This window comes from Mesorhizobium kowhaii (assembly GCF_042431665.1).
GTDB classification, from domain to species: domain Bacteria; phylum Pseudomonadota; class Alphaproteobacteria; order Rhizobiales; family Rhizobiaceae; genus Mesorhizobium; species Mesorhizobium kowhaii.
In genome coordinates, this window is the sequence record NZ_JBHLYT010000033.1 from 326861 (window position 1) to 343745 (window position 16885).

At 64.0% G+C, this 16885-nt stretch carries 19 protein-coding genes; 11 read left to right on the top strand and 8 right to left on the bottom strand.

Features of this window, described 5'->3' with window-relative positions; genetic code table 11:
• Positions 1-9: 9 nt before the first annotated feature.
• The 3 genes from ACFFNA_RS21070 to hemC form a co-directional block, all read right to left on the bottom strand.
• Positions 10-1473 carry a COG4223 family protein gene (locus ACFFNA_RS21070; RefSeq protein ID WP_378921289.1) on the bottom strand — a complete coding sequence of 488 codons (1464 nt, stop codon included), beginning with the start codon at positions 1471-1473 and terminating at the stop codon, positions 10-12.
• 110 nt (positions 1474-1583) lie between these two features.
• Positions 1584-2300 carry a uroporphyrinogen-III synthase gene (locus ACFFNA_RS21075; protein WP_378921291.1) on the bottom strand — a complete coding sequence of 239 codons (717 nt, stop codon included), beginning with the start codon at positions 2298-2300 and terminating at the stop codon, positions 1584-1586.
• Between the two features lie 2 nt (positions 2301-2302).
• On the bottom strand, positions 2303-3229 hold the full coding sequence (gene hemC, locus ACFFNA_RS21080) for a hydroxymethylbilane synthase (protein ID WP_378921293.1): 927 nt from the start codon (positions 3227-3229) through the stop codon (positions 2303-2305).
• A 101-nt stretch (positions 3230-3330) separates the two neighbouring features.
• On the opposite strand from hemC, the gene tsaD reads away from it, so the two are divergent.
• The 6 genes from tsaD to ACFFNA_RS21110 are packed head-to-tail and all read left to right on the top strand — an operon-like array spanning position 3331 to position 7350.
• Positions 3331-4416, top strand: coding sequence for a tRNA (adenosine(37)-N6)-threonylcarbamoyltransferase complex transferase subunit TsaD (gene tsaD / locus ACFFNA_RS21085; protein WP_208647186.1), 1086 nt, complete (start codon positions 3331-3333; stop codon positions 4414-4416).
• Positions 4413-5429: an NAD(P)H-dependent glycerol-3-phosphate dehydrogenase gene (locus ACFFNA_RS21090; RefSeq protein ID WP_111548506.1), complete on the top strand. Its 1017-nt coding sequence runs from the start codon at positions 4413-4415 to the stop codon at positions 5427-5429. The genes tsaD and ACFFNA_RS21090 overlap by 4 nt, the downstream gene beginning before the upstream one ends.
• Positions 5430-5467: 38 nt before the next feature.
• Complete coding sequence (locus ACFFNA_RS21095; protein WP_378921295.1) at positions 5468-5764, top strand: YciI-like protein; 297 nt, start codon at positions 5468-5470, stop codon at positions 5762-5764.
• Between the two features lie 40 nt (positions 5765-5804).
• Entirely contained in the window at positions 5805-6230 is a 426-nt protein-coding gene (locus ACFFNA_RS21100) for an EVE domain-containing protein (RefSeq protein ID WP_111548508.1), read from the top strand.
• A gap of 53 nt (positions 6231-6283) precedes the next feature.
• On the top strand, positions 6284-6883 hold the full coding sequence (locus ACFFNA_RS21105; protein WP_378921688.1) for a class I SAM-dependent methyltransferase: 600 nt from the start codon (positions 6284-6286) through the stop codon (positions 6881-6883).
• 50 nt (positions 6884-6933) lie between these two features.
• Positions 6934-7350 (top strand): DUF1761 domain-containing protein, encoded by a 417-nt coding sequence (locus ACFFNA_RS21110; protein WP_111548510.1) that lies wholly within the window; start codon positions 6934-6936, stop codon positions 7348-7350.
• A gap of 114 nt (positions 7351-7464) precedes the next feature.
• Here the strand turns inward: ACFFNA_RS21110 and gcvA are convergent, their stop codons facing one another.
• On the bottom strand, positions 7465-8400 hold the full coding sequence (gene gcvA, locus ACFFNA_RS21115) for a transcriptional regulator GcvA (RefSeq protein WP_378921297.1): 936 nt from the start codon (positions 8398-8400) through the stop codon (positions 7465-7467).
• Positions 8401-8530: 130 nt separating this feature from the next.
• Here gcvA and ACFFNA_RS21120 point away from each other — a divergent pair, with 130 nt between their 5' ends.
• Entirely contained in the window at positions 8531-8797 is a 267-nt protein-coding gene (locus ACFFNA_RS21120; protein WP_111548512.1) for a hypothetical protein, read from the top strand.
• A gap of 59 nt (positions 8798-8856) precedes the next feature.
• Here ACFFNA_RS21120 and ACFFNA_RS21125 read toward each other — a convergent pair whose 3' ends face one another.
• The gene (locus ACFFNA_RS21125) at positions 8857-9393 is read right to left on the bottom strand and encodes a L,D-transpeptidase family protein (RefSeq protein ID WP_208647188.1); all 537 of its coding nucleotides are present in this window, start codon (positions 9391-9393) and stop codon (positions 8857-8859) included.
• Between the two features lie 144 nt (positions 9394-9537).
• Between ACFFNA_RS21125 and ACFFNA_RS21130 the strand changes: the two genes are divergently transcribed.
• The 4 genes from ACFFNA_RS21130 (at position 9538) to ACFFNA_RS21145 (ending at position 12042) form a co-directional block, all read left to right on the top strand.
• Entirely contained in the window at positions 9538-10221 is a 684-nt protein-coding gene (locus ACFFNA_RS21130; protein ID WP_023760937.1) for a response regulator transcription factor, read from the top strand.
• Between the two features lie 120 nt (positions 10222-10341).
• Complete coding sequence (locus ACFFNA_RS21135) at positions 10342-10797, top strand: Crp/Fnr family transcriptional regulator (protein ID WP_111548514.1); 456 nt, start codon at positions 10342-10344, stop codon at positions 10795-10797.
• A 144-nt stretch (positions 10798-10941) separates the two neighbouring features.
• On the top strand, positions 10942-11244 hold the full coding sequence (locus ACFFNA_RS21140) for a hypothetical protein (RefSeq protein ID WP_378921300.1): 303 nt from the start codon (positions 10942-10944) through the stop codon (positions 11242-11244).
• Between the two features lie 228 nt (positions 11245-11472).
• Entirely contained in the window at positions 11473-12042 is a 570-nt protein-coding gene (locus tag ACFFNA_RS21145; protein WP_378921302.1) for a glycosyltransferase family protein, read from the top strand.
• Positions 12043-12236: 194 nt separating this feature from the next.
• On the opposite strand, the gene ACFFNA_RS21150 is transcribed toward ACFFNA_RS21145, so the two are convergent.
• The 3 genes from ACFFNA_RS21150 to ACFFNA_RS21160 form a co-directional block, all read right to left on the bottom strand.
• The gene (locus ACFFNA_RS21150) at positions 12237-13043 is read right to left on the bottom strand and encodes an exodeoxyribonuclease III (RefSeq protein WP_111548515.1); all 807 of its coding nucleotides are present in this window, start codon (positions 13041-13043) and stop codon (positions 12237-12239) included.
• Between the two features lie 273 nt (positions 13044-13316).
• Complete coding sequence (locus ACFFNA_RS21155; RefSeq protein ID WP_378921304.1) at positions 13317-13997, bottom strand: outer membrane lipoprotein carrier protein LolA; 681 nt, start codon at positions 13995-13997, stop codon at positions 13317-13319.
• Between the two features lie 149 nt (positions 13998-14146).
• Entirely contained in the window at positions 14147-16822 is a 2676-nt protein-coding gene (locus tag ACFFNA_RS21160; RefSeq protein WP_378921306.1) for a DNA translocase FtsK, read from the bottom strand.
• Positions 16823-16885 lie beyond the last annotated feature (63 nt).

Genomic DNA, 16885 nt, shown 5'->3' on the forward strand with positions numbered 1-16885 from the left:
GTGTTGCCCTCATGCCTTCATCGCGCCGGAGATCAGCGCGTCGACCTGCGTTTCGACCTCGATGCGTGCTTTCAGTTTGCCGGCAAAGTCGGCACCGGCCGCCCTCACGGCTTCGGGCAGCGTGTCATATTCGCTGAGCGCCTTGGCATAGTCGCCCTGGTTGACCGCCACCTCGATGCGCGCGACGGTTTCCGGCGCGCCGGCACCTTCGACGGCGCCGATCGGCCGAACCTTGACCAGCGATTCGGCGCTCGACATAAGATTCTGCAGGAAGCCGGCATTCTCATCGACAGGCGTCGCGGCAGCAACCATGGCGTTGGCGGCGGCATCCGCTTGCGATGCGATCTCGGCACGGGTGGGCACGCCTTTTTCGGCATAGGCGCGCAGTGTCGCAAGCTGCGGCGCATCCGGCGAAATCGCGGCAAAGGTCTCGAGTTCGGCCGAGAATGGCGCGCCGCGGTCGAGCGCCGCCTTGAGCGCCGACGCGGCGATGGCGAGCGCGATCTTCGGCTGTCCTGCCGCCGCCTCGACCTTGCCGGAAAGCTGCGACACCGACTGCTCCAGTGCGGTGAGCCGGCCATCCTGCGCCGTCGTCGCCTCGCCGGCTGACTTCACCTGCGCGTCGAGGCCAGCCAGTTTTTCGTTGAGCGGGCCGAGATCGACCGGTGCCGTGCCGCCAGCCTTGCCAAGGGAGGCGACCGCCGTTTCGATCTGCTTGACCTTGTCGCCAAGCGCTGCGAGCCCGGCATTGTCGCCCGCTCCACCGGATTCGACCGCCGATTTCAGCGCCGCGACATCCGTCTTGACCTGATCCAGCGCCGACGACAGCCCGTCGACCTTCGCCGACGCGTCGGCGTTGCCGCCCGTTTCTTTCAAGCCGGCGATTTCGCTCTTCAGCGCGGCGATCTCGCTGTTGACGCCGTCGAGCGAAACGCCGGAACCGGATCCCGGCGCGCCGAGCAGGCCGGCGAATTGCAGGCCACCGGCGCCGACCAGCGCGATGACACCGCCAATGATGCCGGCGGCGATGCCATTGAGGCCGCTACGCTTTGCCGGGGGTGTTGGCGCCATTCTTTCGTCCGGTGTCCCGGTTTTTGCCTTGCCGTCGTCGGTCTGGGTGCGCTTGGCCGATGCATCCTCGAAATTGTAGTCGAAGGCTTTGGTTTTGCTGGCCGGCGCATCGGACGGTCCGGGATAGGCAGGTTCGCTGCCATCCTTGGCTGCCGCCGCTGTCTGCTCCGATTCGGCGTGGGCGTCGGAATGCTCCCACGGCTCGAGATCGGTTTGGTCGGCATGCACCGGTTCTTCGGGGACCTCGGCTTGCGAGGCTACCTCCTCAGGTGCCGCTTCAGCGCCGGCCTGCGGCTTGGCGGCATCCTCGTCGGCGATGCGCGAGACCGCGCCGGGCTCGAGATCGATGGTCACCGGCTCGCGGCGGCCTTTCGAGTGTCGCATCTTCGGCGTCTTGACCATGCCTGGGCTCCGCACAATTCGCTTCGTCTCAACGCCTGGCGGCGCATGATGGTTCAGAAAGGGTCTAGCACATCACCAAGCGGTGAAAAGGGGCGGTGTGATGACGCGGCTCAGAGCCGCGCCCGCAAAAGCCCCAGCAGCGTATCCTCATCGGGCTGCGCGGCAATGCGGATTCTTTCATCGGTGGTATCGTCAAGCGCTGCCGCGATGCGCGCGGAAAGAACGAAAAACCTTGTTCTTTCAAATAGTTCCTGCAAAGCGGGCCGCCTGGTCAGGATCTGCATCGCGGCGGCGGCTTTTGCTGAGTAAAGCAGCACCACATCGGCGGATTGGCCAGACAGACGCTCGAGGATGGCTTCGTCAGAATAACCCACCGTGAGCGTGTCATATGTTTCGACGGCGTGGACCTGGACGCCTGCTGCCTTCAGCCTCTGTTCGAACACCGCAAAGCGCACGCGTCCGCAGAGATAGACGATGGTCTTCCCCGAGAGATAACCAGCAAGACTGTCGGCAAGCGCTTCGGCATTGCCTGGGCCTTCGCTGGCCGACAAGAACCCCGCTTTGCGCGCGGCTTCCGCCGTCCTTGTTCCCACGGCATGGCAAGGCAAGGCGGCGAGCGCCGCGATGAGCTCCTTGGAAGCATGGCGCACGGCATTGGCGCTGGTGACGGCAACGGCGACCGCATCGCCTGGAAGCAGTCCGGCATCGACCGGCAAGGCCGCCGTTTCGGTCAAGGGCAGAAGGATCGGCTGGAACCCTGTGTCCTGAAGCTGCCGCGCCGTGCGCGAGGCGCCCGGTTCCGGTCTCGTTACCAGGACGCGAAGCATTTTCAGAGCCAGCCGTCGAAGAACTTTTCGCCGGCCTTGGCCCGTACCGTCCGGGCCGCTTCCTGGCCGATGCGGGCAGCATCCTGCGCCGATCCCTGCAGCTCGACCGTGTGCGACTGCGTGCCGTCAGGCGAGATGATCAACCCGGCAAAGGAAAGCTTTTCGGCCTCGATCGACGCGTAGCCGGCGATCGGTGTGCGGCAGGAGCCATCGAGCGCCGCCAGAAAGGCGCGCTCGCAGGCGAGCGCCTGTCCGGTCGGCACATCATGGATGGCGGCCAGCATTTTTTCGACGTCGCGATCGCCGATGCGGGTCTCGATGCAGATCGCGCCTTGTCCCGGCGCCGGCGGGAAGATGTCGAGCGGGATCAGGTCGGTGACGACATGCTCGAGTCCCAGCCGCTTCAGCCCGGCATAGGCAAGGATGGTGCCGGCGGCGGCCCCTTCGTCCAGCTTGCGCAGGCGCGTCTGCACATTGCCGCGGAACATCACCACGTCGAGATCCGGCCGCATTCGGCGGATCAGCGCCTGCCGCCGCAGCGACGATGAGCCGATTTTCGCCCCGCGCGGCAGGTCGGCGATCGTCTTCGCCGCCTTGCCGACAAAGGCATCGCGCGCGTCCTCGCGCGGCAGGAAGGCGCTGAGTTCCAGACCGCCGGGCAGTTGCGTCGGCATGTCCTTCGACGAATGCACGGCGATGTCGATCCGGCCCGCCAGCAGCGCCTCCTCGATCTCCTTGGTGAACAGGCCCTTGCCGCCAGCCTCCGACAGCGGCCGGTCCTGGATGCGATCGCCGCTGGTCGAGATGACGACGACCTCGAACGCCTCCGCCGGCATCCCAAGCGCGGCCATCAGCCGCGCCTGCGTTTCATGCGCCTGTGCCAGCGCCAGCGGGCTGCCGCGTGTTCCGATTCTCAAGATTGTTTGCATGGCATGCAGTCCGTGATAACCCCCGGCCAGCGAGGTTTTTCCGGGCTTTCTCCTAAAGCGGAAAGTCCTGACATACAATCTATTGGGACAGCGACGAATTGATCCGCGTTCTGGGCATTGAGACGAGTTGTGACGAGACCGCCGCCAGCGTCGTGGCGGTCGACGGCGATGGCGCGCCAAGAATCCTGTCCAACATCGTGCTCAGCCAGATCGAGGAGCATGCCGCATTCGGCGGCGTTGTGCCGGAGATCGCGGCGCGTGCCCATGTCGAGGCGCTGGACGGCATCGTCGAGGCAGCCCTTGCCGATTCGGGCGTGGCACTAGCCGATATCGATGCGATCGCCGCCACCGCCGGCCCCGGCCTGGTCGGCGGGCTGATTGTCGGGCTGATGACCGCCAAGGCGATCGCCGCGGCTGCAAACAAGCCGCTGATCGCCATCAACCACCTCGAAGGCCATGCCCTGACCGCCCGGCTGACCGATGGGCTCGATTTTCCCTATCTGCTGCTGCTGGTCTCCGGCGGCCACACGCAGATCCTGGCCGTGCGCGGCGTCGGCGACTATCAGCGCTGGGCAACCACCATCGACGACGCGCTCGGCGAGGCCTTCGACAAGACCGCCAAGATGCTCGGCCTGCCCTATCCCGGTGGACCGAATGTCGAGAAGGCGGCACAAACCGGCAATGCGTCGCGTTTTGCCTTTCCGCGTCCGATGAAGGGCTCGGCCCAGCCCGATTTTTCCTTCTCCGGTTTGAAGACCGCCGTGCGCCAGGCCGCAACCGCCATTGCGCCGCTGAGCGACCAGGATGTCGCCGACATCTGCGCCTCGTTCCAGGCAGCGGTGGCCGATGCGCTGGCCGACCGTGTCGCGCGTGCGCTGGCGCGCTTCCGCGAGACATTTCCCGGCACCAGAAATCCGGCGCTGGTCGTGGCCGGCGGTGTCGCCGCCAACCGCACCATCAAGGCGACGCTGGAACGGCAGTGCGACGAGGCCGGTTTCACCTTCGTCGCGCCACCGCTCAAACTTTGCACCGACAATGCGGCGATGATCGCCTGGGCCGGCATCGAACGGCTGCGCGAAGGCATGGCGCAAGAGAACGGCTTCGATTTCGTGCCGCGCTCGCGCTGGCCGCTGGACAGCATCTCGACGCCGATGGTCGGCTCCGGCCGGCGCGGAGCCAAGGCATGAATGGCCGGAACATGAACGGCCCGGGCAAAAGCGGCTGGCGCGTCAGCGTGCTTGGCGGCGGCGCCTGGGGCACGGCGCTGGCGCTGGCCATGCTACGCGCCGGCCATTCGGTGCGGCTGTTCGCACGCGACCCGGAAACCGTCGCCTCGATCGGCCAAGGCCAGAACCCGCGCTATCTGCCCGGTATCGCCATCGCGCCCGGCATCGAGGCGACGAGCGACATCAAGGCGGCACTCGCTGGCGCCGATTGCGTGCTGGCGGTGACGCCGGCGCAATCGCTGCGGGCAACGCTGGCGGTCGCGAAAGGCCATATGCCACCCGGCATTCCGCTTGTTCTCTGCGCCAAGGGCATCGAGCGCGACACCGGCGCCTTGCTGTCGGCGATCGTCGAGGAGATCCTGCCGCAAAACCCCGTCGCCGCTTTGTCGGGTCCAAGCTTCGCCACCGATGTCGCCCGCGGCCTGCCGACAGCCGTGGTGGTCGCCGCCCGCGACGAGGCCCTGGCCGCAGACCTCGCCGCCCGCTTTTCGGCGGAGAATCTGCGCTGCTATTCGAGCGATGACCTCATCGGCGTCGAGATCGGCGGCGCCTTGAAGAACGTCTTCGCCATTGCCGCCGGCGCGGTCACCGGCGCCGGGCTCGGCGCCAGTGCCCAGGCCGCCATGGTGACGCGCGGCTTTGTCGAACTGCGGCGCATCGGTGCCGCCTTCGGCGCCAGGCCCGAAACGCTGATGGGGCTTTCCGGCCTTGGCGACCTGCTGCTCACCTGTTCGTCGACCCAGTCGCGCAATTTCGCCTATGGGCTGGCGCTCGGGCAAGGCAAGCCGCTTGCCGGATTGCCGCTGGCCGAGGGCGTGCCGACGGCGGCGATCGCTGCCCGCATCGCCACCGAGCGCAACATCGATGCGCCGATCATCGCTGCCGTCGCGGCGATACTGGACGGCACCATCACCATCCGGCAGGCTGTGACGGCCTTGATGACCCGGCCGCTGAAGACCGAAACCAACGATTGATCCCCACAACATTGATCCCAAGGCCAGGAGAAAAGACCATGCTGTTTGCTTTGATTTGCAAGGACAAGCCCGCAAGCCTGCAGGTGCGCCTCGACACGCGGCCAGAGCATATCGCCTTTCTCGAAGGGTTGAATGGCGACAAGAAGCTGGCTTTCGCCGGTCCGTTCCTTGACGCCGAAGGCAAGCCCAATGGCAGCCTCGTCGTTGTCGAGGCACCGGACCTAGCGGGGGCACAGGCCTTGTCGGCCGCCGACCCGTACGCCAAGGCCGGGCTGTTCGAAAGCGTCGAAATCCGCCAGTGGAACTGGACGTTCAACAAGCCGGCGGCTAGTTAATCCTGGTCGCTGGCGAGCGAGCGCAAGGAGGAGCACAAGAATGAACTACTGGCTGTTCAAATCCGAACCCTCGGTCTTCTCCTTCGAGGCGCTGAAGGCGAAGGGCAAGGCCGGCACGCAATGGGATGGCGTGCGCAACTATGCCGCGCGCAACAACATGAAGGCGATGCAGATCGGCGATCTCGGCTTCTTCTACCATTCCAACGAAGGGCTGAACGTGGTCGGCATTGCCGAAGTCTGCGCGCTTGCCCATCCCGACACCACGACGGACGATCCACGCTGGGAATGCGTCGACATCCGTGCCTATGGGGATGTGCCGAACCCGCCGACGCTGGAAGAGGTCAAGGCCAATCCCAAGCTTGCCGACATGGCGCTGGTGCGGCTCGGGCGGCTTTCCGTGCAGCCGGTGACGCCGGCCGAATGGAAGGAAGTCTGCCGCATGGGCGGCCTGACACCAGCTCCGTGACGGCGCTCACGCCACACAGCGCAAAGCAATTCATCCTCGACAACACGGCGCTGATGGCGCCGCCGCACGTGCCGGAAATCCTGCTTCATCTTGCCGATGAAGCACATGATTTGTGGCAGCGGACGGAGGATGAGCTGGTCGAGATCGGCCTGCCGCCGCCCTTCTGGGCCTTTGCCTGGGCCGGCGGTCAGGGCCTTGCCCGCTATATCATCGACAATCCCGGCACCGTGCGGGGAAAGCGCGTGCTCGACTTCGCTTCCGGCTCCGGCCTTGTCGCCATTGCCGCGGCCAAGGCCGGCGCGGCCAGGGTGATCGCAACCGACATCGATCCTTTCTGTGTGACCGCGATCCGCCTCAATGCGCAAGCCAACGATGTCGGGATCGACTTCCTCGGCACGGATTGCATCGGCACCGATGCGGGCTGGAACGTGATCCTGGCCGGCGATGTTTTCTACGACAGATCCTTCGCCGACCGGCTGATGCCGTGGTTCGCAACGCTGAAGGGGCGCGGCGCCGAGATCCTCGTCGGTGATCCCGGCCGGTCGTATATGCCGAAGGCGGGGCTGGAACCGCTCGCGGTCTATGACGTGGCCGTCACCCGGGCACTGGAGGATTCACTGGTCAAGCGCACCACGGTCTGGCGGTTTGCTTGACGCAATCGCCGAACAGGCGTTCCATCAGATCTGTATCGGAGGGGGATCTCATGGATTTTGAAGCAGTGAACTGGCTGGCGGTGATCGCCGCCGCCGTCGTGGCATGGTTGTTCGGCGCCGCCTGGTATATGGGCCTGAGCAAGCCGTGGCTGAAGGCCGCCAAGCTTGATCCCGCAACCATGAAAAAATCGCCGCTGCCGTTCGTCATCAGCTTCATCGCCGAACTGATCATGGCCTACATAATGGCCCTGGTCGTCGGCGCGATGACCGGCGGCGAGCCGACACTGCTCGCCGGACTTGTCTTCGGCTTCGTGCTTTGGCTGGGCTTCGTCGCCACAACGCTCTCGGCCAACCATCGTTACCAGAATTTCGGCTGGGACCTGACCCTCATCGACGGCGGCCACTGGCTTGGCGTGCTGCTGATCATCGGCGTGGTCATCGGCTGGTTCGGCGCGGCGGCAACCTGATCAAAAGGGAGTAGGGCAGTAAGGCAGTAGGGGAATGGGGGCCGAAGGCAGCATCGACGCCCATCCCTACTGCCCTACTGCCCTACTGCCCTACTGCCCTACTGCCCTACTGCCCTACTGCCCTTTGTCCGTGGTTTGCGTCCTGGCGACTTCCTCGAGAATCCACTCGCGAAAAGCGACGATACGCGGATCGTCGGCGGTGCTCTCGGGATAGACCAGGAAATAGGCGAACTCGGCCCCCACCCGCAGGCCGAGTTCAAAAGGCTGCACCAGCCTGCCTTCGGAAAGGTCGTTTGCCACCATGGCGAAATCGGCGAGCGCGACGGCATTGCCCTCGATCGCCGCCTGAACAGCGTCGGTGGAGTTTCTGAACACGATGGTCCGGCTGTCGTCGAAATCGTTGATGCCGGCCGCCGCCATCCACATCCGCCAGTTCGGCCATGTCACGCCTTGTCGCGCCCATTCGATATGGGCAAGCGTGTGATTGAAGAGGTCACGCGGCTCGCGCAGCGGCGGACCGGACGTCAGCAGGCCCGGGCTGCACACCGGAATGATGATGTTGTCGAACAGGCGATGGGCGCGAAGGCCCGGGTATTTCCCGACGCCGAACCGGATGCCGACATCGACGTCGTCGAGGTCGAAATCCCGCACTTCGTAGGCGATGTCGAACCTGAGTTCGATATTGGGCTGACGCCTGCGAAAATCGTCGACGCGCCGCATCAGCCATTTTGACGCGAACTGGGCGTCGAGCGTTACCTTCAGCAATGCCGTGCCGCGCGTCAGCTTGCGCGCACGCGAGACGGCCCGGCCAAGCAGGTCGAGCGCATCGATCGAGGCCTCGAACAGCACCGTGCCCGCCGCCGTCAACCGGATGGTGCGGCTGGTGCGCGTGAACAGCACGATGCCCAGCTGATCCTCGATTTCCTTGATCTGATGGCTGACCGCAGCCGGCGTCAGGCCGAGCTCGTCGGCGGCACGAGTGAAGTTGAGGTGCCGGGCGGCGGCTTCCAGCGTCCTCAGCGCTCGCGTTCCAGGCAGCAGGCGGGACATACCATCCTCAAATAAAACTTGACGATCTTGAAAGAACTACTCGTTTCTCATTTAAATTTCAATGCGGCATGCTGCATTCATCGACACACCATCAAACCGGATTTGACATCCGGATGAAACGGATCACGCCATGTCCCACATCGTTTTGAACTCACCAGCGTCCACGCCGGCCTGGCTACGCGCGGTGCTTGACTGGTTTCGCCATGCCAGGGTCGCCATACGCCTCGCCCGCCACGATATCGCCCACCAAAACGTCGAGGACCTCCCCGATCGCCAGCTACGCGACATCGGCGCCGAGCGCCGTGACGTCGCCCGTGCCATGGACAGGGAAATGGGTCGGTTAGGCCTTCTCGACATCGGCTGGCAAAAGCCTGGCCGGAAGGGAATTGGGGAGTAGGGCAGTATGTAATAGGAAGCTACGGCGCCGACGCTGATCCCTACTCCCTACTCCCTTACTTACCGCACCACCTTCATCACCGTCCTGTCCGACAGCAACGGCAGCAGCCGCGCCATAGTGCGCGCCGTCACCGCCACGCACCCTTGAGTCGGCGTGAAGCCGGGGCGCGCCAGGTGGAAGAAGATGGCGCTGCCGCGCCCACGCCGGCGTGGCGCCAGGTTCCAGTCGAGCACCAGGCAGGCGTCGTAGAGACGGTCGTCGCGCCGCATGCGTTCGTGGCTGGCGCCGTAGGGAATCTTGACCGGCCTGTTATAGTTGCGGTCGTCAGGCACTTCGCACCAGCCCAGATCAGGCCCGATCGGCGCCATCGCCAAACGCGTCTTGCGGCCGCTGGAGAACTGATCTCCCCGGAAATAGCCCGACAGGATCCGCATGTGGCCAAGCGGCGTGGCGCCGTCGCCTTCGCGCTTGCCGGCCGAGATGCCGCCCCGTCCCAGAGCACAGGCAAACACAGTTCCGCCGGCCTGCAGCAGGCCCTGGCTCGGGTTGCCGGGCCTCGCCCGCACGGTCAGCACGCGCAGCCCTTTTCGCAAAATTGCGCCGGCTGCATTGCGATCGCGTTTTTTCTTGTATGATCGTGCCACGGAACAAATCACTGTGATCGGCTGTTGTGCTGGTCAGCTTCCGCATAAACAGGCAGCGGTCAACTGAATTTTCTTTTCAAAACAACGGATTGATCCATGACTTCACGCACCATTCTAATCGTCGACGACGATGACGACCTGCGCGGCACTCTGGTCGAGCAATTGTCCCTCTACGAGGAATTCGACGTGCTGCAGGAATCGACTGCGGCAAAAGGCGTCGCCACGGCGCGCGGAGGCCTCATCGATCTGCTCATCATGGATGTCGGCCTGCCCGACATGGATGGCCGCGAAGCGGTGAAGATCCTGCGCAAGGGCGGCTACAAGGCGCCCATCATCATGCTGACCGGCCACGACACCGATTCCGATACGATCCTCGGTCTCGAGGCCGGCGCCAACGACTATGTGACGAAGCCGTTCCGCTTCGCTGTGCTGCTGGCGCGCATCCGTGCGCAATTGCGCCAGCATGAGCAGAGCGAGGACGCCACCTTCTCGGTCGGGCCCTACACCTTCAAGCCCAGCCAGAAACTGCTGATCGACCCGCGTGGCGGCAAGGTGCGGCTGACGGAGAAGGAGGCCTCGATCATCAAATATCTCTATCGCGCCGACCAGAAGGTGGTGACGCGCGACGTGCTGCTCGAGGAAGTGTGGGGCTACAATTCCGGCGTCACCACGCACACGTTGGAAACCCACGTCTACCGGCTACGCCAGAAGATCGAGCGCGATCCTTCCAATGCGGAAATTCTTGTGACAGAAAGCGGCGGCTACAAGCTGGTTCCTTAAACATTTCATTATCCAATGAGCGGCCGGGGCGGGGCTGCATTCGGGTACGATCCTGTTGGAGGGGGTTCTGGATCGTATCGCAGTGGAGGGATTGGACTGACCGTTCGGGGACACAGCTAGATGGCGTTGGATGACGACATTCGCATCCTGTCCGCCGTGAGGCTCTTCGAGGGCTTCACGCAGGAACAGTTGCGTCTGCTCGCCTTCGGCGCCGAGAACACAATACTGCAAGCCAACCATAAGCTTTATCGCGAGGATGACGAGGCCGATTCGGCCTATGTCGTGGTCAGCGGGCGCATCGTGCTCTATCGAGAGCAGAATGGCGAACGCATCCCGATAGGCACGGCGGGGCCCGGCACGATCCTGAGTGAACTGGCGTTGATCGCCGACAGCAACCGGCTGACCAGCGCGTCGGCCGAAATCGATTCGGAAGTGATCCGGCTCAGCCGCAAGATGTTCCGCCGCATCCTCGAAGAATATCCGGAAATCGCAGTGAATCTGCACCAGCGCATCTCCGAGGAATTCCAGGCATTGATCCGCCGCATCGAGGAACTGGCGCCTCGTTTCGAGGGCTGAGCTGCAGCGACGCGTTGGTTATCCCGCTGCCCGGCCCAGAGGGGCGAGGTTTCGTTGACAGGCAAGAGGTGAAATCCTACAGAACCCCGAAAGGCGGGCGGCGTAGCAGCCACCGCCACCACCAAGCTCCTGGGGGAGCGCGGCATGTCGCCAGCTCGGTACGAGACGATCATCCTGTATTCCCGGAATGACGCGTTTGGCGACGGGTTGGTCCGGGTCTCGGCTTTGCGGGCCGCCAGAACGGCATTCCCCGATAGTTTCATCGTCTACGGAACCACCGCATCATCGACCCTGGAACATGTCCTCAATCGCCATGTCGACCACCTGGTCGATGCGATCAATGTGCGCACGCCGCTGGCGCGTTTGGTGGCCAGCCACCGCAAGGGCAAGGAGCGGGTAGCCATTGTCGATTTTCGTATGGTGGCGCCCTGGCTGATTCAGACCTAGGCCTCGCTGCTCGGACGCGAGATTGCCTATGAAGCGAACTTTCCGGCTTTCGCGCTCTCCTCGCCCCCCGGCCAAAAACCCGAAGCTCGCCCCGAGCACAATGCCTGGCGCTACCACCGCCTTGTCGAGCGTCTTGCGCTGAGACGGCTCCCTTTTGACCATCGGCTGGAGCCGACCCCGGCCGCGCGCGCGGTGGCCAGGCGGCTGGCGGACGGCAAGCATGGCCCATTGATCGTTATCGCGGCGCATGGTGACGGCGACAAACGAATGACAACGGATCAGGTTGTCGCAATGTCCGACAGCATGATCGCCGACGGAGCAAACCTTATCTATGTGAAGACGCCCGGCGACGGCCCCGACGTCGCTGAACTGGTTCGGCGTGTGCCGAAGTTGCAGTCTATCGATTCCGGCACGGTGGAGGATGTCGCCGTCAGCGATATTCTGCTGGCGCTCGGAGAGTTTGCCGATCTTTACATTGGCGCCGAAGGCGGTACGGCACATCTGATGGCTACGGTGATGACGCCGATGGTTATCGTCAGCGGCGGTGCCAACATGAGCCGTTGGCGGCCGCTTTCGAACAGCGTCGACATGATTGAGGCACGCCATGCAAGTCCAACTGGGCTGGTCGCCAATGTCCCGGCGCCGAAAATCATCGAAGCGGCTCGCAGGATGTTGGCCGCGCGCCGCCGCGACCATCCCTATCTGCTGGGGCACACGGACAAGACAGCACGCCAGTCCACGCAGCAGTCTTTGGACAACGACACCCACAAAGCCAAAGACCTGAAGCCCGTCGTTTGAACCCGTCTGGCTGCGACGCGCTCTAAGGTGTTTTGAGATTCAGGTCAGGCCGAGCCGGAGTCGAAGACGGGCGCGAAGCGACCAAACTAGGCCGCTTCCGAGAACCGGAGCGGAGCGTGCTTTTTGGTACGTGAGCACCGGCAGCGCAGGAAGTCGCCATTTGCAGGCCGGCATCACCTGAATCTCAATACACCTCAATCGAGATCGAAGCGCGCGATGACCGGCACATGGTCCGACGGGCGCTCCCAGCCGCGCGCCAGGCGCAGGATCTCGTAGCCGGCAAAGTCCGGCACCAGGTTTGGCGACGACCAGACATGATCGAGCCGCCGGCCACGGTCCGAGGCTTGCCAGTCCTGCGCGCGATAGCTCCACCAGGTGTAAAGCTTCTGCTCGTGCGGAATATTGAGCCGCATCAGGTCGACCCAGTTGCCGGCGAGCCGCATCGCCTCGAAATTTTCCGTCTCGACCGGCGTGTGGCTGACGACGTTGAGCAGCTGTTTGTGTGACCAGACGTCGTGTTCGAGCGGGGCGATGTTGAGGTCGCCGACCAGGACAGAGCCCGACACCTCGTCATGCTCGGCACGGATGGCATTCATCTCGGCGACGAAATCGAGCTTGTGCTTGAACTTCCTGTTGATGACAGGATCCGGTTCGTCGCCGCCCGCCGGAACGTAGAAATTGTGCAGCAGGATCGCCTTGCCGCCGGCCCGTACCGTCACCGACAGGTGCCGGCTGTCCTCGATTTCGCAGAAGCGGCGCTTCTCGACCACCTCGATCGGCCGCCGCGCCACCGTCGCGACGCCGTGGTAGCCCTTCTGGCCGTGGAAGGCGATGTGCTCGTAGCCGAGCTTGCGGAACGCCTTTTCGGGAAACAGCTCGTCCGGAACTTTCGTCTCCTGCAGGCAGAGCACGTCAGGCGCATGCTCGACAAGCAGGCGTTCGACGATCGGCATGCGCAGGCGAACGGAATTGATGTTCCAGGTGGCGATGGAAAAGGGCATTTGGCAATCCAGGACAGCGTATGGCCAGCCAGAACCGACGGGCCCTGACGGGGCAGACGCCTTTTGACGGAGTCAGTCCGGGAAATTGCCAGCCGCAAGCCGCAAAGACAAGCCGGGCCACGCCCGGCGAGGCGCGACCCAGTGCTTTCCTCAGCTATCGAAGCAATGCCCTAATGCATGTCGCCCAAAAGTGGCCCCGGTTTGGGGCAACGACATGCATGAAAACCAAAGACCTAAAGCGCGTCGCCTGAATCCATTCAAACGCGACGCGCTTTAGCGCGTCTTGGTGTTGAGTTCGCGATTCGCGGTGTAGTCGATGGCGAAGGTGTCGGCGGCGAAGCTGACGCCTTCCTTGACGTTGAAGATCATCACCGTCGTGTCCTTGCCCTGTGCGTCGGTGATCGTCCACTGACGCAGCTCGTAGGATTTGGGATCGAACATCATCGTGATCTTCGAATTGCCGAACACCGCTTTGTCGGCGAGCTGGATGGTGGTGAGGTCATCTTCCTGCTTGACGCTTTTGACGCGGTCGCCGGAGAGATCGATCCTGTCGTCGAGCAGCAACTTCAGCGGCGTCTTCGACAGCGGATAGAGATCGGACGTGTTCAGCCTCTTGTTCAGGATGGCCACCGACTTGCCGTCTGAAATCACCCGGAAATTTGACGCGCCGTCATAGTTGAAGCGGATCTTGCCCGGCCGTTCGAGGAAGAACTTGCCGCCGGTCTGCTCGCCCTTGGGGCCGAACTGCACGAATTCGCCGCTCATCGATTTGACCGAGGAAAAATGATCGGCGATCTTCTGTGCGGCCGGCGGCACGCCCGCTTGCGCCGAAGCCAGCAACTGGAAGCCGGGCATCACGTTGAAGGCTGTCGCCCCTGCAAAAGCGAGGCCAAGCCCGAGCAACTGGCGCCGGGTGGGAGCAAAACTGCTGAGCGCTGAAGGATCGTTTTTCATGTCGGTCACTCTCATCTGATTTCTGAGTTGCTCTAGTGCTTGGACCCCCAGTTGGGCTGAAGTTTGGCGGGTCAGGCCGCACCCTCAGTCGCTTCAACGCCTTGAACGGCTCAAGGTTGCCAGACAGGAGCTGTCACAAGGGTCTCCGGTCAGAACTTGTCCTCTTCGGTCGGCACCAGGATCTCGCGCTTGCCGGCGTGGTTGGCCGGGCCGACGATCCCTTCCTTCTCCATCTTCTCGATGATCGAGGCGGCGCGGTTGTAGCCGATGCCCAGCCGGCGCTGGATGTAGCTGGTGGAAGCCTTGCCGTCGCGCAGCACCACGGAAACCGCCTGATCGTAGGGATCGTCGGAATCCTCGAAATTGCTGTTGCCGCCACCACCGCCGGAACCGCCCTTGCCCGACGGCTCGTCGTCGTCCTCGCCGTCGTCCTCGGTGATGGCGTCGAGATATTCCGGCACGCCCTGCAGCTTCAGGTGCGCGACGATCTTCTCGACCTCTTCATCGGCGACGAACGGGCCGTGCACGCGCTGGATACGGCCACCGCCGGCCATGTAGAGCATGTCGCCCATGCCGAGCAGCTGCTCGGCGCCCTGCTCGCCCAGAATGGTGCGGCTGTCGATCTTCGACGTCACCTGGAAGGAGATGCGGGTCGGGAAATTGGCCTTGATGGTGCCGGTGATGACGTCGACCGACGGGCGCTGTGTCGCCATGATGACATGGATGCCGGCGGCACGCGCCATCTGCGCCAGGCGTTGCACGGCACCTTCGATGTCCTTGCCGGCGACCATCATCAGGTCGGCCATCTCGTCGATGATGACGACGATATAGGGCATCGGCTCGAGATCGAGATTCTCGGTCTCGTAGATCGCCTCGCCCGTCTGGCGGTCGAAGCCGGTCTGCACGGTGCGCGAGATCTTTTCGCCCTTCTTGTCGGCTTGCTGCACACGGGCGTTGAACCCGTCGATGTTGCGCACGCCGACCTTCGACATCTTGCGGTAGCGGTCCTCCATCTCGCGCACGGTCCATTTCAGCGCCACCACCGCCTTCTTCGGATCGGTGACCACCGGCGTGAGCAGATGCGGGATGCCGTCATAGACCGACAGTTCCAGCATTTTCGGATCGATCATGATCAGCCGGCAATCCTGCGGGGTCAGCCGGTAGAGCAGCGACAGGATCATGGTATTGATGGCGACCGACTTGCCCGAGCCGGTGGTGCCGGCGACCAGCACGTGCGGCATCTTGGCGATGTCGACGATGACCGCCTCGCCATTGATGGTCTTGCCCAGCGCCAGCGCCAGCTTGGCTTTCGTCGTTTCGAAGTCACGGCTGGCCAGGATCTCCCGGAGATAGACGGTTTCGCGCTTGGCGTTCGGCAGCTCGATGCCGATGGCGTTGCGGCCGGGCACCACGGCGACGCGGCAGGCGATGGCGCTCATCGAACGGGCGATGTCGTCGGACAGGCCGATGACGCGCGACGATTTGATGCCGGGCGCCGGCTCGAGCTCATAGAGCGTGACGACGGGACCGGGGCGGACGGCGATGATCTCGCCCTTGACGCCGAAATCCTCCAGCACGCCCTCGAGCAGGCGGGCATTCTGTTCCAGCGCGTCCTTGGACAGGCTGGCGTCGCGCACCACGTTTTTCGGTTCGGACAGGAAATGCAGCGACGGCATTTCGAATTTTTCCGAGCCGATCAGCGATGTCTGTGCCTCGCGCTGGACGCGGGCACCCGGAGCCGGACGCGGCGCCGGCGCCTCGACGCGCGTGGCGGCATCGGAGCGGAACTGCTGGACCCTGGCCGTCGGCGCCGACCGGCGTTGCACGACAGGCTCATCGTCGAAATCGGCATCTTCGCCGCCATTGTCGAAGCGATCGTCGAAGACATCGTCATCAGCCGGATCGACCGAAACGCTGCGGTCATTGACCATGGCGGCGAAGAATTCCGGTTCGACGCGGGCGCGGCCATCCAGGCTCATCCGCGATTCGGCGAATTCGGCCGATTCGACCCGTTCGGCGGCCCGCCGCCAGGCACTGGCGCGCGGCTCCATCTCCGGCTCGTACTCCTCCCGCTCCTGCCTGCGGCGCACGGCGCGGCGGTGCATCCAGGCGCGCAGCGACAGCCACCAATGGGTAATGGCGCCAAGCGCCAGAATGCCTTCGTCGCCTTCATCCTCGTCATTGTCGAACAAAAGGTCGTCGTCACGCGGATCGGCGGCAGGCTCGTCCTCCATCACGGCGAAGCCATTCTTGCGTCCGATCAGCGCCGAACCGTGGGCAAAGAGCCACAGCGCCGGTGCGGCCAGCAATATGGCGATGATGCTGGCGAACAGCCCGGTCGGATAGCCGCCGATGACAACGCCAGGGATTTTCAGCACCATGTCGCCGAACACGCCGCCGAGGCCGGTGGGCAGCGGCCACGTCTTGGGCGGCACCACGCAGCCGGCCATGGCCGCGGCCAGCAGGCCGAAGCCGAACCAGGACAACCCGCGCCTGGGCAGCCTGTCGACGCCGCGCGCGGAAAACAGCAGAAAACCCCAGATGACAGTTGGAACCAGGGCGGCAACGGCGGCGAGGCCGAAGAACTGCATGGCCAGATCGGAGAACACCGCACCGGCATAGCCCATGGCGTTGGTGACGGTGTTGTTCGTGGCGTGCGAGAAGCTCGGATCAGCGACGTTCCAGGTGGCAAGGCTGGCGACCCCGAAGGCGGCCAGCACGAACAGTCCGGCACCGACCAGCCGCCCGACCTGACGCCGCGCGAACGCCTGGATGCCGTGCCCCGTATTGGGCAGCGCGAGCGGTGCTGAAGCCCCTGAACGCATGCTCTTCCCCGTCTGTCATTGCTTGGTGCGGGTGCGTGGCGCACTCCGGCAGATTCGGGTCTC